This is a genomic window from Nocardia sp. NPDC060255, from assembly GCF_042727395.1.
Taxonomy (GTDB): domain Bacteria; phylum Actinomycetota; class Actinomycetes; order Mycobacteriales; family Mycobacteriaceae; genus Nocardia.
The window spans coordinates 552,626-567,245 of the sequence record NZ_JBHXAU010000001.1; the positions used below are offsets into that span (position 1 = coordinate 552,626).

Below are 14,620 nucleotides of genomic sequence, written 5' to 3' on the forward strand. Positions count from 1 at the left end.
CTTTCGTCCACTATGGAGAATCCTCCCCTCCCGGCTGGTTTTCGTGCTGGGAATTCGCGCGAAATCTTTGGATATCCATCGCGGGCGTTGTTTCATACCCCCGGCAATGGTGTGCTGGAAGTATGCCCGGACGGATCGAACGCCATCCTCGGCGTCGCCGCCTCGACACTTCCGGGCACTGGAGCACGAGTCGCCCGCAGGAACGAGGAGTCATGGCTGTACATGTCATTGCGTCGTCCTTGATGACCAGCGATCTCACCGCGCATCGCGCGCGCAGCGTCGGGCACGGGAGCTGGGTGGTTTCCTACCTGCCCGGCCGCACCCTGACGTGCGCGCAAGCCGTGGCCGCGCTGCGGGTTGCCGAGGTGGTGCCCGCGCTGCTCGACCTGGTCGGCGACCTCGCCGACGAGGTCGGGCTGACCGCGCTGGAGGCGGTCGGCATGGCGGTGCGGCAATCCTCCTGGCCGGAGGAACGTCCGCACCCGGCCCGGCCGCGCTGGAGCGTCGGCGCGCATCCGGCGGGAGTCGCCTGATGCAGCTCACCAATCTGAATATGCATGTGGCGGCCATGCTGGCCTGCGGCACCGATCCGGGCGTGCTGAATATCGACCAGGCCCATGCGGCGATGCAGTTGCACCTCGATTGCACGGTGGACCGGTGCCGGGTGCGGCGGCGGGCGCGGGCGACGCTGGTCGAGGCGGGCCGCTGCGTGCTGGACGAGCGGGCGCTGCCGTCCTGAGCCAGACCTGACCGAAACGGAGCCGATCCACTACCGTTCTCTGCGCGACAAGTTTGTGCGAGAGGCGAGTGTGGTGTTGGTTCGGGTATTCCGGCGATCGGTGGCAGTGGTTGCGGTTTCGGTGCTGGCCGCGGTGCCGGTATACAGCAATGCGGCTCCAGCCGGTGATACGCGACCCGGCGGCATGGAACGGTTCTATGGCCAGCAGTTGCAGTGGCATCCCTGCGAGATCTCGAATCTGGACAAAGCCGGCGGCGAATGTGCCGATGTGCAGGTGCCGCTCGACTACGGACGGCTGGACGGCCGGACCATGACCGTGGCGATCTCCCGGGTCAAGGCCACCGATCCGGCTCGGCGCCAAGGGATTCTGCTGGCCAACCCCGGCGGGCCCGGCGGCGAAGGACTGGACAGTATCGATCTGCTCGGCGATGTGCTGACGCCGGACGTCACGGCGACGCACGACCTGATCGGGATGGATCCGCGCGGGGTCGGGGAGTCGGGGCGGAGTCCGCGGTGCGGCTGGCCGGTCGGCGAGATGATCCGCTCGGCGGGTCTGGATCCGCTCGGGTTCGTGCACGACACCGTGCAGTCGGTGGGTATGGCGGCAGGCTGCCTGATCCATGACCCGGAAATGATGCGGCAGTTCACCACTCGCAATACCGCCAGGGACATGGACGTCGTGCGCGGCGTGCTCGGCGAGCAGACGATCGACTACTTCGGGCTGTCCTACGGTACCTACCTCGGCGCGGTGTTCACGCAGATGTTCCCCGAGCGCAGCGGGCGGATCGTGCTGGACAGCGCGATCGATCCGGACCGGTATTGGGAAGGGCTCGTGCAGGATTGGGGTCCGGCGAACGAGCGCGCCCTGGACGACTGGGCGACCTGGGCCGCGACGAAGGACGACACCTATCGCCTCGGTGCGACGCCACAGCAGGTACGGGCCACGGTGGAGGGACTGGTGCGCAGCGTCGCGCGGCAGCCGGTCGTCTTCGACGGCTTCGCGGTCGACGATCACTGGCTGCCGTTCCTGCTGCACGGGATGCTGATGAACTTCCGGCTGAACGAGAAGCTGGCCGACGTGGTGCGGGAGATCGCCGATGCCGTGGGCGGCCCGCCGGCGAAGGCGCGGACGCCGTGGCTCAAGGCGATTGTCGAGTCACTGCGCGACGGCGAGGATTCGACGTTGGCGCAGATCGCCTGCGGAGACGTTGGGGCGCCGCGAGATCCGGGCTGGTACTGGCGCAACATCGAGGAGACCCGGGCGACGCAGCCGGTGTTCGGGGCGTTGGCGAGCAACATTCAGCCGTGCGCGTTCTGGGCGGGGCCGGTCGAACCGGCCACCGTGGTGCGCAACGCGGTGCCCGCGCTCATCCTGAATTCGACCGGCGATCCGCGGACTCCGTACGGCCATGCGGTTCGGCTGCATCAGGACATGTCCGGGTCGCGGCTGGTCACATTGCAGGATGTGCGGATTCACATGACATTTCGGCCGGGGCTCAGTGCCTGTGTCAACGGTGCGATCAATACCTACTTCGGTGCGGGGACGTTGCCTGCGGAGGACACGACTTGCTATGCGGATCAAGCGAGTCAGTAGCAGGCAGCGTCAGTATCGCAATTCGACGAACAGCGGTCCGTTCGGTTATCTCCACAGCGGGATATCGGAATTCCACCGCGAAGGGTAATTCCTTGGCGAGTTGCCTTGGCGGTCAATGCGAAACAGTCAGATCGACAGGATCGGTGTACGGATTGTCGTCGACCCATAGTCGGCCGTCGGCGAATCGGGTCGACCGGAACGGTGTGAGATCGACCAGCTTCGGGGCGCCGTCGGTGATCCACTCGGCCAGGCAGATGCCGATCGCCGGAGCGGTTTTGAAGGAGGTGCCACTGTCTCCGGTCATCACCCAGAGACCAGCGACGGCCGCTACCTGATCGATGATGGGATGGCCGTCCGGGCTGCGCATATAGGTACCGGCCCAGCCACCGCGCATTGTCGCCGCGGCAAAGCCCGGGAAGCGGTGCGCCATAGCAACTCTGGCGCGGGTGATCGCCGCAGCGTCGATGGTTTCGTCGACTTCGTCCGGATCGGTCGGGCGGGCCGCGGATCCGACGCCGACCAGTGTCGCGGCACCCGCCTCCGGCCGGAACCAGGAGCCGCGGGCCGAGTCGACGATGACCCGATGCTTGCGTTCGTGGTCGACGGCGGCGGGCCAGCGGAAGATCACCACCTGGGTGCGCACCGGGACCAGGCCGAAGTCGAGACCGAGCGGGTGCAGCAGTTGATCGGACCACGCACCGGCGGCGAGCACGGCGGTCCCCGTGGAGATCGGTCCCGCCGACGTGACAACGCCGGTGACGCGGTCGCCGCGCGTCACGATCTCCGTCGCGGGTGTCTCGGTCAGGATCGTCACGCCGAGTTCCCTTGCGGCCGCGGCGAAACCGTAGAGCGCGCCGTTGGGATCGGCGACACCCGAACCGGGCTCGAACGCCGCGACGGTCAGATCATCGGTGCGGATCAGCGGTTCGATCGCGCGCAGCTCATCGGCGGTGACGACGCTCGTTTCGATGCCGATCGCCTGCTGCGCCATGACATTCGCGCGCAGCTGTGGTTCGTCCCTTGGTGCCACCAGGCGCAGGAAGCCGACCGGATCGAAGCCGGGCGAGCCCGCGCCGACCTCGTCCTCCCAGGAGCGGAAGACGCGCAGGCTTTCGTGGGCGAGGCGGGCCTCGGGGACATTCGCGTAATGGCAGCGAATGAGCGCACCTGATTTCCCGGTCGCGCCCGCGCCCAACTGTTCCCGTTCGACCACGACAACGTCGCGGATGCCCCGTTTCGCCAATTGCAAGGCGGCCGATACGCCGACAATACCGCCGCCGATAATCACCACATCGGCCGTTTTCGGCTGCTGGACCGCCATTACCGTCCTTTCGCTCGTCGCGCGCTTTCTCCGACCGCAGAAAGAACATACGCGCGGCTACTCAGTGGATGCCGCACCTCGATATGTTGCCTATCGGTGTGTCGGAATCGGTGGTGCCGAACGGTTTATGACTTCGATCGCCGCGTCACGAGAGCGATGGCCCCGATCAATCCAATACCCGTTATCCCAGACCGGGTTTATCACATGGCGATGGTTACTGCCCTGCGAGCCAGCTGCGGAACACCTTCGCACGGCGGCCCAATCGCTGAGTGTCTTTGCCGCACTCAGCGATTGGGCCGTGCCCTGGTCAGGCGGCTGCCGTCGCCGGTTCGTCGGCGAACTGGGTACGGTACAGCTCGGCGTAGCGGCCCTCTTCGGCCAAGAGCTCAGTGTGTGTGCCGCGCTCGATGATTCGGCCGTCCTCCATCACCAGGATCTGGTCGGCGGCGCGGATGGTGGACAGGCGGTGCGCGATCACCAGGGCGGTCCGGCCCGCCAGGGCCTCCGAGAGTGCTTCCTGCACCGCGGCTTCCGAGGTGGAGTCGAGCGAGGCGGTGGCTTCGTCCAGGATCACCACGCGCGGCTGCTTGAGCAGCAGGCGGGCGATGGTGAGGCGCTGGCGTTCACCGCCGGAGAGGCGGTAGCCGCGCTCGCCGACCACGGTGTCCAGGCCGTCCGACAGCGAGTCGACCAGGTCGCGTAACCGGGCCCGCTGCAACGCGTCCCACAGTTCCGACTCCTGCGCCTCCGGGCGGGCGAGCAGCAGGTTGGCCCGGATGGTGTCATGGAACAGGTGCCCGTCCTGGGTGACCAGCCCGACCGTCTCCCTGATCGACTGGGTGGTCAGGTCGCGCACGTCGGTGCCGTTCAGCCGGACCGCGCCGCCGTCCACGTCGTACAACCGGGAAACCAGCTGGGCGACAGTGGATTTACCGGCGCCCGACGAACCGACCAGCGCGATGAGCTGGCCGGGCTCGGCGCGCAGCGACACGCTGTGCAGTACGTCGACGCCGCCGCGGGTGTCCAGGGTCGCGACGTCCTCCAGCGAGGCCAGCGACACCTTGTCGGCGGACGGGTAGCCGAACGTCACGTTGTCCAGCTCGACAGCGACCGGGCCGTCCGGCACCCGCACGGCGTCCGGCGCGTCCTCGATCAGCGGCTTCAGGTCGAGCACCTCGAAGACCCGCTCGAAGCTCACCAGCGCGGCCATGACCTCCATCCGGGCGCTGGCCAGCGCGGTCAGTGGCGTGTAGAGCCTGGTCAGCAGCAGCGACAGGGCCACGACGGCACCGGCGTCCAACTGTCCGCGCAGCGCGTACCAGCCGCCGAGCCCGTAGACCAGGGCGACCGCCAGCGCCGACACCAGGGTGAGCGAGGTGACGAAAATGGTCTGCAGCATCGAAGTCCGCACGCCGATGTCGCGCACCCGCCGCGCCCGCACCTCGAACTCGCCGGATTCCTGCTGCGGACGACCGAAGAGTTTCACCAGCGTCGCGCCGGGCGCGGAGAACCGCTCGGTCATCTGGGTGCTCATGGCGGCGTTCAACTTGGCGGCCTCGCGCTGCATATCGGCCAGCCGATTGCCCATGCGCCGGGCGGGCAGCACGAACACCGGCAGCAGGACCAGTGCGATCAGGGTGATCTGCCAGGAGATGCTGAGCATCACGCCGAGGGTGAGCGCGAGGGTCACCAGGTTGGCGACCACGCCGGAGAGGGTGTCGCTGAACGCGCGCTGGGCGCCGATCACGTCGTTGTTCAGCCTGCTGACCAGTGCGCCGGTGCGGGTCCTGGTGAAAAACGCGATCGGCATCTTCTGCACGTGATCGAAGACGGCGGTGCGCAGATCCAGGATCAGGCCCTCACCGATGCGCGAGGACAGCCAGCGGATGCCCAACCCGAGCGCGGCGTCGAAGACGGCGAGAACCGCGATGATCAGCGCGAGGGTGACCACCACCCGCGGCGCCGAACCGCCGATGATGTTGTTGACCACCCGGCCCGCCAGCACCGGCGTGGCCACCGCGAGCAGCGCCGAGACGACGCTGAACAGCAGGAACACGCCGATCCGGCGCCGATGTGGCGCGGCGAAGCGGAGAATGCGCCGCGCGGTGGCCAGACTGAACTGCCGCTGCTCCTGCGGCGCGTTGGCCCGCCGGTACATCTGGCTCCAAGCCACCGATTCGATACTCATTGGTCTCCCTCTCGCTCCCCACCCATCAAAGCCCTCGGCACTGACACTAAGACCTCAACAAAGGTTGAGAGCAAGTCGTTTCCGTCAGGTTCCGATTCCGCGCTCAGCGAAATTTCCGTACTCGCGCCTAGGCTGACCAGGTGACCAAGGACCGGTTGGTGGAGGTGCTGGGCGGCAGGCTAGACGGTGAGGTCGACGCCTCCGAACGTCGGCGGGCGGAGTATTCGTCGGACGCCTCCAATTATCGCGTACCGCCGCGGGCCGTCGTCTTTCCCCGGACGGACGAGGACGTGGCCATCGCGCTGGAGGTCGCCACGGAGCACGGACTGTCGGTCACCGCGCGCGGTGGCGGCACCTCGGTGGCGGGCAATGCCATCGGACCCGGCCTGGTGCTGGATTTCAGCAGGCATATGAATCGGATCCTGGAGGTGGATCCGCAGGCCCGGATCGCGCGGGTGCAGCCCGGTGTCGTGCTGTCGGAATTGCAGCGCGCGGCTCGACCGCACGAGCTGCGGTTCGGGCCGGATCCGTCCACGCAGAACCGCTGCACGCTCGGCGGCATGATCGGCAACAATGCCTGCGGCCCGCGCGCGGTCGCCTGGGGACGCACCTCGGACACGGTGCGGGAACTGCGGATTCTCGACGGCACGGGCGTCGAGCGGACGCTCGCGAACGAGCTGTCGGTGCTGCCGGGACTGGCCGAGTTCACCGGCACGCAGCTCGCGGTGCTGCGCACCGAACTCGGTCGCTTCGAACGTCAGGCCTCCGGCTATGGGCTCGAACATCTACTGCCCGAACGTGGTTCGGCGGTGGCGAAGGCGTTCGTCGGATCCGAGGGCACCTGCGGTCTGCTGCTCGACGCGACGGTCGAGCTGGTCGCACTGCCGAAGGCCGCAGTGCTGACCGTGCTCGGCTATCCCGATATCGCCACCGCCGCGGACAACGTCGCCGCGGTGATGGCGTGCAAGCCCACCGCGGTCGAGGGCATCGACGCGCGGCTCGTCGATACGGTCCGGGCCCATCGCGGCACCGTTCCCGACCTGCCGCGCGGCGGCGGATGGCTGTTCGTGGAGACCGCGGGCGATACACCCGCCGAGGCGCTGGCCATCGCCGAACAACTGCGCGGGTCCGTCGACGCATTGGACTCCCGCATCGTCACCGATCCCGTTGCGGCAGCCGCACTCTGGCACATCCGCGCGGACGGTGCGGGCCTGGCCGGCCGCACGCCGGACGGACAACCTGCCTGGCCCGGCTGGGAGGACGCGGCGGTGCCGCCGGAGCGGCTCGGCGACTATCTCCGCGATTTCGCCGACCTGACGCATGAGCACGGTGTGGATGGATTGCTGTACGGGCACATCGGTGACGGCTGCATCCACGTGCGGCTCGACCTGCCGATCGCCGATGCGCCGCAACGCTTTCGGCGGTTCATCTTCGACGCCGCCGAACTGGTGGTGCGATACGGCGGTTCGCTGTCCGGCGAGCACGGCGACGGTCGTGCTCGCTCGGAGTTGCTCTCGGTCATGTACTCCCGCCAGGTGCTCGACGTATTCGCCGGATTCAAGGCCCTTTTCGATCCCGCCGATGTGTTGAACCCCGGAGTGCTCGTCGCGCCCCGGCCGATCGACGCCGACCTGCGACTGGTCGGGTTACCACTGGTACCCGCCTCGGGCGGCTTCGCCTTCCCACACGATCACGGCGATCTGAGTACGGCGGTGCATCGCTGCGTCGGAGTCGGCAAGTGCCGCGCCGATACCGGCGCGACCGGCGGTTTCATGTGCCCGTCGTATCTCGCCACCAAGGACGAGAAGGACAGCACCCGCGGCCGGGCCAGGGTATTGCAGGAGGTGGTCCGCGGTGCGCTGCCGTGGTCGTCCGAGGCGGTCGCCGAATCGCTCGATCTGTGCCTGTCCTGCAAAGCATGTCGCTCCGACTGCCCGGCGGGCGTCGACGTGGCCACGTATAAAGCCGAGGCGTTGTACCGCCGATACCGGCACCGTCCACGGCCGCTCGACCACTACTCGCTCGGCTGGTTGCCGCGCTGGCTGACCGTGGCGACCCGGCTGCCGCGTGCCGCCAATGCGCTGGCGGACAACTCGGTGCTGCGCCGGATCGGATTGCGCGCGGCGGGCATCGACCCGCGCCGAGAGGTACCGCGATTGGCGGAGCGCAGCTTTCGCCGCGGGTGGCGTGACCTCGGCGGAGTTGTCCCGCCCGCGGTATCGGCGGCCGGACTCGATGCGGCCGAAAGTCCTATCGCCACAGCGGAAGCCGATACCGATCGGCCCGAAGTGATGCTGTGGGTCGACACCTTCACCGACGCCTTCGATCCCGAGATAGCCCTGGCGGCGGCGCAATTGGTGCAGTCGCTCGGTTACCGGGTGCGCATTCCCGCGCGACGCGTGTGCTGCGGGCTCACCTGGATCAGCACCGGGCAACTGGACGGCGCCCGCGCGCGGCTGCGCGCCACGCTGGACGCGCTGGATGAGCATGTGCGCGGCGGCGGCATCGTGGTCGGGCTGGAACCGTCCTGTACCGCGGTGCTGCGGTCGGATCTGCCCGAACTGCTACCGGAGGACCCGCGCGCGGCGGCCACCGCACGCGCGGTGCGCACGCTCGCCGAGTTCCTGGCCGAACAATCGGACTGGCGACCGCCGCAATGGCCGGGCCGGACCGTGCTGGTTCAGCCGCATTGTCATCACCATGCGATTCTCGGATTCGAGACCGATCGCCAACTATTAGCCACAATGGGAATCAATGTGACTGAAATCACCGGCTGTTGCGGGCTCGCGGGAAACTTCGGAATGCAGCGGGACCATTACGACATTTCGGTCGCGGTGGCCGAGAACGGCCTGCTAGCCGCGTTACGGACCGCCGACAGCGAGTCGACTTTCCTCGCGGACGGCTTCTCCTGCCGTACCCAGGCCGCGCAATTGGCCGGCCGCCGAAGCCGCCACCTGGCCCAACTCCTGTTGGAGCGGTGAGACTTTCGCGCCCTCGCCGGGATGTGCCGGTCGCGGCGAGTGCGCGAGACCGGTCAGCTGCCGAACGGCAGGGTGCCCGGCGGAATCTGATAACCCGAACTGCCTGCGGAAACGCCGCCCCAGGCGGCGAGCAACCAGTTGAGCAAGTTGGTGATCATTCGATACCTCCATGTGGCGACTGCCAGCTGTTTGCCGATCGAAACCAATATCGCCACGTTCATTCTTAGCGTTACAAAATACCGGGTACCTGCGATGATGCATATTCGGCATCGGATAGCGGCGAATTGTGTTGCGCGCGAATAGTTTCTCGACCGAGCGTGGACGGGTGCGTATTCCGGGCCGCGCCATCGGGCAGAATGGTCCGATGCGTAACGCGATGGCCGAGCCGGTAGGTGAGCCGACCGGTCTGGCCAGGACCGTGACGTCCGACCACCCGATCGACCTGGCGTGCACCATCGCGCCGCTGCGTCGCGGCACCGGCGATCCGTGCCACCAGACGACCGCCGACGGCGCGCACTGGCACGCCTCACGCATGTCGTCGGGCCCGGTCACCTACCGATTGACGCAGTCAGGACCATCCGCGGTGCAGGGCCACGCCTGGGGTCCGGGCGCCGAGGAATTCCTCGACGGACTCGACCACATGCTGTGCCTGGACGAGGACATGGACGGCTTCGTCCCGGACCATCCCAAGATCGTCGAGGCGCATCGGCGGTTCCCCGGTTTGCGGATGCTGCGCACCGGGCTGGTGCTCGAGTCGCTGATTCCCGCGGTGCTGGAGCAGAAGGTGCACACCATCTCGGCCCGCAGCTCGTGGCGAAAGCTGGTGCGGCAGTTCGGCGATCCCGCACCCGGCCCGGCGCCGGAGGGCCTGCGGTTGCCGCCCGACGCCGAAACCTGGCGCCGAGTGCCGTCCTGGGCGTTCCACCGGGCCAATGTCGGTCCGCAGCGGGCGCAGACGATCGTGCGGGTTGCCAGGGTGGCCAGCTCATTGGAGCGAGCCGCCGGCGTCGACCCGGCCGAGGCCGCCCGCAGGCTGCGAACGATCGCGGGGGTCGGCGTGTGGACGGCCGCCGAGACCGCGCAGCGCGCGTTCGGCGACGCGGATGCGTTGTCGGTCGGCGACTTTCATCTCGCGGCCATCGTCGGCTGGACCCTGCTCGGCCACCCGATCGATGACGACACGATGGTCGAATACCTGGAACCGCTTCGGCCGCACCGCTATCGAGCGGTGCGGCTGCTGGAGGTCAGCGGGCAGGCGCACAAGCCGAAGTTCGGTCCGCGCACGCCGCTCACCGATCACACCTGGCACTGACGCGATCGTCGGTTACGGGTTCCGGCGGGGCTCCAGCCCGTCCAGCACTCGGTCGAGCCCATAGTCGAACCGGCGGTCGCGGGTCTGCGCTGGATCGGTGTCCCAGCCCACCTCCGGCATCCCCTCCTGCAATTGCGGGAAGTCCTTGGCGGCCTGTTCGGCCGCGGGCCGCAGGCTGGCGAGCAACTCCGGCTCGGTCTGGCCGCTGCGGACGAGCAGACTCAGCCACGCAGCCTCGGTAACACCGACGCCGATGACGTAGCCGAGCAGCACCGTGATGGCGTCGGCGACCTCGTCGGCGGGGAAGCCACCCACGCCGAAGATGACGGCCATGCGCTCGTTCATCCGCATCACATTCGGACCGAGATAGGACATTCCGACCTGGCCGAGAGTCGAGGCGATCCACGGATGACGCAGGATCATCGCGCGTAGCTCGGCGGCGAAGTGTGCCGCCGCGTCGCGCCAGCCCGCGGCATCAGCGATCTCCGGCATGCGGATCTCGCCGTAGACCTCGTCGACGACCAGCTCGATGAGCTCGTCCCGGTTGGCGACGTGCCGGTAGAGCGAAGTTGCGCCGGCATTCAGGCGGGCACCGAGCTGGCGCATAGTGAGCGCCTCCAACCCCTCGGCATCCAGCAGGCCGACCGCCTCGGCCACGATCTGCTCCCTGGTCAGCGCGGGCTGTTCCCGGCCCTTGCGCGGACGCGTCCACACCGATCCGACCTGCTGCTTTTCGACGGCCACGTCGACTCCCTTCCGTTGCCACCAGCTTAGCGCACAATGTTCGCACTTGCGAACGTCTCGAAAGTCTGCGTACAGTGTTCGCAACAGCAGAACGACGTACGCAACACCGTGAGAAGAGAGTTACCGATGGACGCGATCGAGACCCGCAACCCGAGACGCTGGTGGATTCTGATCGTGCTGTGCCTCAGCACGCTGGTCCTGGTCATCGACAATTTCGTGCTGGCGGTCGCGGTGCCGGCACTGGCCGAGGATCTGAACGCGAGCGCCCAGGACATCCAGTGGATCCTCGACTCCTACATCCTGGTTTTCGCGGGCCTGCTGCTCACCTCGGGCAGCCTCGCCGACCGGTTCGGCAGGCGGCGGGTGATGCTGATCGGCCTCGTCCTGTTCGGCGTCGCCTCGCTCGGGGCCACGCTGGCCGCGAGCCCGATCGAGATGATCGTGGCCCGCACCGTGATGGGCATCGGTGGCGCGCTGGTGTTGCCGAGCACGCTGTCGATCCTGATCACCGTGTTCGACGACGAGGAGCGGCGCAAGGCGATGAGCTTCTGGAGTGCCGCCTCGGTGCTCGGTCTGGTCGGCGGTCCGGTGCTCGGTGGTGCGTTGATCGCGCACTTCTGGTGGGGCGCGGCGTTTTTGATCAACATTCCGGTCACGGCGGTCGCCATCATCGCGGCGGTGGTGCTGATGCCGGAATCCAAGGGGCCGTGGACCAAGCCGGATGTGCCCGGTGCGGTGCTGTCCATGGTCGGGATGGTCGCGCTGGTCTGGACCATCATCGAATTCCCCAAGGGCGGTTTCGATCACGCGTCCACACTCGTCACGCTGGCCATCGCCGTCGTAAGCCTGGTCGCGTTCATCGTGTGGGAGAAGCGCGTCGAGCATCCGATGGTGCCGCTGGACCTGTTCCGCAACCGCGACTTCGCCGGTGGCAGTCTGTCGCTGACGCTGGTCCAGGTCGCCAATGGTGGTCTGCTGCTGGTACTTACCCAGTACCTACAGTTCGTGCTCGGCTACTCGCCGACCAAGGCCGGGCTGGCGTTCATTCCGATGATGGCCGCCTCCATCGTGTTCAACGGGCTGGGTGCCGGTCTGGGCAGCAAGGTCGGCAACCGCACGCTGGCCGTCACCGGCATGCTCGTCTCGACCGTCGGGCTCGGTCTGCTGGCCGGTTTGTCCGCGGACAGTGGATTCGGCGTGCTGTCCATTGCGCTGGTGGTACTCGGTGCCGGTGCGGGCCTCGCGCAGCCTGCGGCCATCGCGGCGCTGATGGGTGCGGTGCCGCCGGAGCAGGCCGGTGTCGGGTCCGCGCTGAACGACACCATTCAGCAAGCGGGAGCCGCCCTCGGCATCGCGGTGCTCGGCAGCATCCTGTCCAGCACCTTCACCCGCAGCATGCCGGATTCGACCCCAGAGCTGGCCCGGCATTCGATCGGCGACGCGCTGGCGCTGGCCGCTCGCACCGGCGACAGCGAACTCCTCGGCACGGCGCGGGAAGCGTTCACCACCGCCATGTCGGTCAGCTTCATCGCGGGCGGTGCCGGAATCCTGGCGGGGGCGATTGTCGCGCTGTTCGTCATGCGCAACAACAAGACCGCTCCGGCGGAGGTGCTCGAAGAGGCACTCGTCCAGTAGGACAACCGAATACAGCAAAAGACCGGCTCGATGATCGAGCCGGTCTTTCGGTGTCTATCTCGTACTGTCCGTTCAGAATTCGCCGAGGACGTTGAAGACGGTGCGCCCGGTGTGGGTGCCGTTCTGGATCGAATGCAAAACCTCGGCCGCGTCGGTGATCGACGCGAACTGGGTGAGCGACGAAAGATGTTGCGGGCGCAGCTCGTTGGCGAGGCGGGTCCACAGTTCGCGCCGCTTCTCGATCGGGACGAACACCGAATCGATGCCGAGCAGCGCGACGCCGCGCAGGATGAACGGCAGCACGGTGGTCGGCAGGCCGGAGCCGCCGGTCAGGCCGCTGACCGCGACCGCGCCGCCGTAGCCGATGGCGCTGAGGATGTAGGCGAGCGACTTGCCGCCGACACTGTCCACCGCGGCGGCCCAGCGGGCCTTGTTCAGCGGGCGCGGCTTGGCGTCGGGATCCTCGGGCAGGCGGCCGATGATCTCGTTGGCGCCTAGTTCGCTGAGCAGATCGCCCGCGTCGGCTTTGCCGGTCGAGGCGATGATCTCGAAGCCGAGCCCAGACAGGATGTCGATGCTCACGCTGCCGACGCCGCCGGTCGCGCCGGTGACCAGCACCGAGCCCGTCTCCGGGGTGATGCCCCGGTCCAGCAGCGACTGCACGCTCAGTCCCGCGGTGAAGCCTGCGGTGCCGAGCGCGGCGGCGTCCCTGGGGCTCAAGCCGTCCAGCTTCACCACCCAGTCGGCGGGCACCCTGGCGTATTCGGCGAACCCGCCATTCTGCGAGACACCGATGTCGTAGCCGTGCGCCACCACCAGGTCACCCGGGGCGAAGTCGTCGTCCTCCGACGAAACCACCTCGCCGGTGATGTCGATGCCGGGAATGATCGGATACTTGCGCACCACCCCACCCCCGGGCGTGATCGCCAACCCGTCCTTGTAGTTCGCGCTGGAGAAGTGCACCTTGATCGTGACCTCACCAGCACCGAGGAATTCCTCCCCGACCTCCTGCTTGGTCAGCACGATCCCGCTATCCGATTCATGCGCCACCATCGCCCAGAACTCCATGCCGACGAGCATACGATCGCCGGGCCGCACCCGCGCAGCTCCCGTCGTCGGCGCCGCGCGGGTGCGGGGTGGCTCAGTCGCGGAGGAAGCCGATCAATTCTCGGGTGACGGCGTCCGGCCGGTCGACGTGGACGAAGTGTGACGCCTGGTCGAGCCAGACCGACTTTGCCGAGGGGACAAGCTCTTCCAGGGCTCGCCCCATGCTGGGCGAGACGATCGGATCGTGCGCCGTGCCGTACATGATCATCAGCGGGATCGGGAACGGGCGGTTGTCGTCGCGCAGGCCGCGTAGCCGGTCTGCGGTGTTGCGAAGGTCGTTCGGGCGCAACGCATCCTGCAGATAACGCACGAAGGTTCGCGAACGATCGCGGCGCGCCAGCGGCTCGCCGTAGATCCGCGCCTCCTCCAAGGACTTCAAGGTTCCGTCGTAATAGTGGGTCCGGTAGTGCGCCCAGCGCAACGGCGAACGACGGACATACGCCGCCAATCCGGCGGCCACACCGGGTATCGCGAGCACCGCGCGCAGCGCTCGGTGCCGGAACTCCGGCAGCACCGGCGAATGGATCAGCACCACCCGCTCGAAGGACGACGGGTCGTCGAGGGCGCGGCGCAGCACGAAACATCCGCCGAGCGAATTGCCCACCACGGCACAGCCTTCGATGCCGAGGGCGCGCTGGAACTCGCCGATCCAGGTCGCCAGCGCCGGGCCGCTGTACTTCCGGTCGACCGGCCCGTCGCTGCGACCGCCGCCGGGCAAGTCGACGGCGATCACCCGAAAGTGCTCACCGAGCCCGGCCAGGACATACCGCCACGAATAGCTGGCGGTCATGAGTCCATGAATGAGCAGCAGGGGCGGCCCGTCCCCCACCGTCCGGTAGTGCACACGGATCCGGCCGAACGGCACCGAGTCCATCGCCACATCGACCTGATCGGCCTCGAAATACGGGTGCGGCAGCCTCGGGTATTCCGGCAGCTCCCGGTATCGGAGCTGCTGGAAACCGCTGGAATGTGCCATGACAATCAACCCCCACTCGCTGA

The 14,620-nt window shown here is 67.7% G+C and carries 11 protein-coding genes; 6 read left to right on the forward strand and 5 right to left on the reverse strand.

Translation table 11 applies throughout. From position 1 onward, the window contains the following. Positions 1-212: 212 nt before the first annotated feature. The 3 genes from ACFWF1_RS02660 to ACFWF1_RS02670 all read left to right on the forward strand — a co-directional run bounded on the left by ACFWF1_RS02660 (position 213) and on the right by ACFWF1_RS02670 (position 2,333). Entirely contained in the window at positions 213-533 is a 321-nt protein-coding gene (locus ACFWF1_RS02660) for a hypothetical protein (RefSeq protein WP_379283245.1), read from the forward strand. Continuing rightward, complete coding sequence (locus ACFWF1_RS02665) at positions 533-739, forward strand: hypothetical protein (protein WP_357380194.1); 207 nt, start codon at positions 533-535, stop codon at positions 737-739. The genes ACFWF1_RS02660 and ACFWF1_RS02665 overlap by 1 nt, the downstream gene beginning before the upstream one ends. 100 nt (positions 740-839) lie before the next feature. After that, positions 840-2,333 carry an alpha/beta fold hydrolase gene (locus ACFWF1_RS02670; RefSeq protein ID WP_379283243.1) on the forward strand — a complete coding sequence of 498 codons (1,494 nt, stop codon included), beginning with the start codon at positions 840-842 and terminating at the stop codon, positions 2,331-2,333. 112 nt (positions 2,334-2,445) lie between these two features. Here the strand turns inward: ACFWF1_RS02670 and ACFWF1_RS02675 are convergent, their stop codons facing one another. Then, a complete protein-coding gene (locus ACFWF1_RS02675; protein ID WP_379283242.1) occupies positions 2,446-3,654 on the reverse strand; it encodes an NAD(P)/FAD-dependent oxidoreductase in 1,209 nt (402 codons plus the stop codon). 307 nt (positions 3,655-3,961) lie between these two features. After that, positions 3,962-5,842 carry an ABC transporter ATP-binding protein gene (locus ACFWF1_RS02680; RefSeq protein ID WP_379283241.1) on the reverse strand — a complete coding sequence of 627 codons (1,881 nt, stop codon included), beginning with the start codon at positions 5,840-5,842 and terminating at the stop codon, positions 3,962-3,964. A gap of 140 nt (positions 5,843-5,982) precedes the next feature. On the opposite strand from ACFWF1_RS02680, the gene ACFWF1_RS02685 reads away from it, so the two are divergent. Further along, complete coding sequence (locus ACFWF1_RS02685) at positions 5,983-8,823, forward strand: FAD-binding and (Fe-S)-binding domain-containing protein (RefSeq protein ID WP_379283240.1); 2,841 nt, start codon at positions 5,983-5,985, stop codon at positions 8,821-8,823. Between the two features lie 364 nt (positions 8,824-9,187). Further along, entirely contained in the window at positions 9,188-10,135 is a 948-nt protein-coding gene (locus ACFWF1_RS02690) for a DNA-3-methyladenine glycosylase family protein (RefSeq protein ID WP_379283239.1), read from the forward strand. 12 nt (positions 10,136-10,147) lie between these two features. On the opposite strand, the gene ACFWF1_RS02695 is transcribed toward ACFWF1_RS02690, so the two are convergent. Continuing rightward, on the reverse strand, positions 10,148-10,879 hold the full coding sequence (locus ACFWF1_RS02695) for a TetR/AcrR family transcriptional regulator (protein WP_379283238.1): 732 nt from the start codon (positions 10,877-10,879) through the stop codon (positions 10,148-10,150). 126 nt (positions 10,880-11,005) lie between these two features. Here ACFWF1_RS02695 and ACFWF1_RS02700 point away from each other — a divergent pair, with 126 nt between their 5' ends. After that, positions 11,006-12,514, forward strand: coding sequence for a DHA2 family efflux MFS transporter permease subunit (locus ACFWF1_RS02700; RefSeq protein ID WP_379283237.1), 1,509 nt, complete (start codon positions 11,006-11,008; stop codon positions 12,512-12,514). 72 nt (positions 12,515-12,586) lie between these two features. On the opposite strand, the gene ACFWF1_RS02705 is transcribed toward ACFWF1_RS02700, so the two are convergent. Then, a complete protein-coding gene (locus tag ACFWF1_RS02705; RefSeq protein WP_379283236.1) occupies positions 12,587-13,582 on the reverse strand; it encodes an oxidoreductase in 996 nt (331 codons plus the stop codon). A 73-nt stretch (positions 13,583-13,655) separates the two neighbouring features. Beyond that, positions 13,656-14,597 carry an alpha/beta fold hydrolase gene (locus tag ACFWF1_RS02710; RefSeq protein WP_379283235.1) on the reverse strand — a complete coding sequence of 314 codons (942 nt, stop codon included), beginning with the start codon at positions 14,595-14,597 and terminating at the stop codon, positions 13,656-13,658. Between the last annotated feature and the right edge of the window lie 23 nt (positions 14,598-14,620).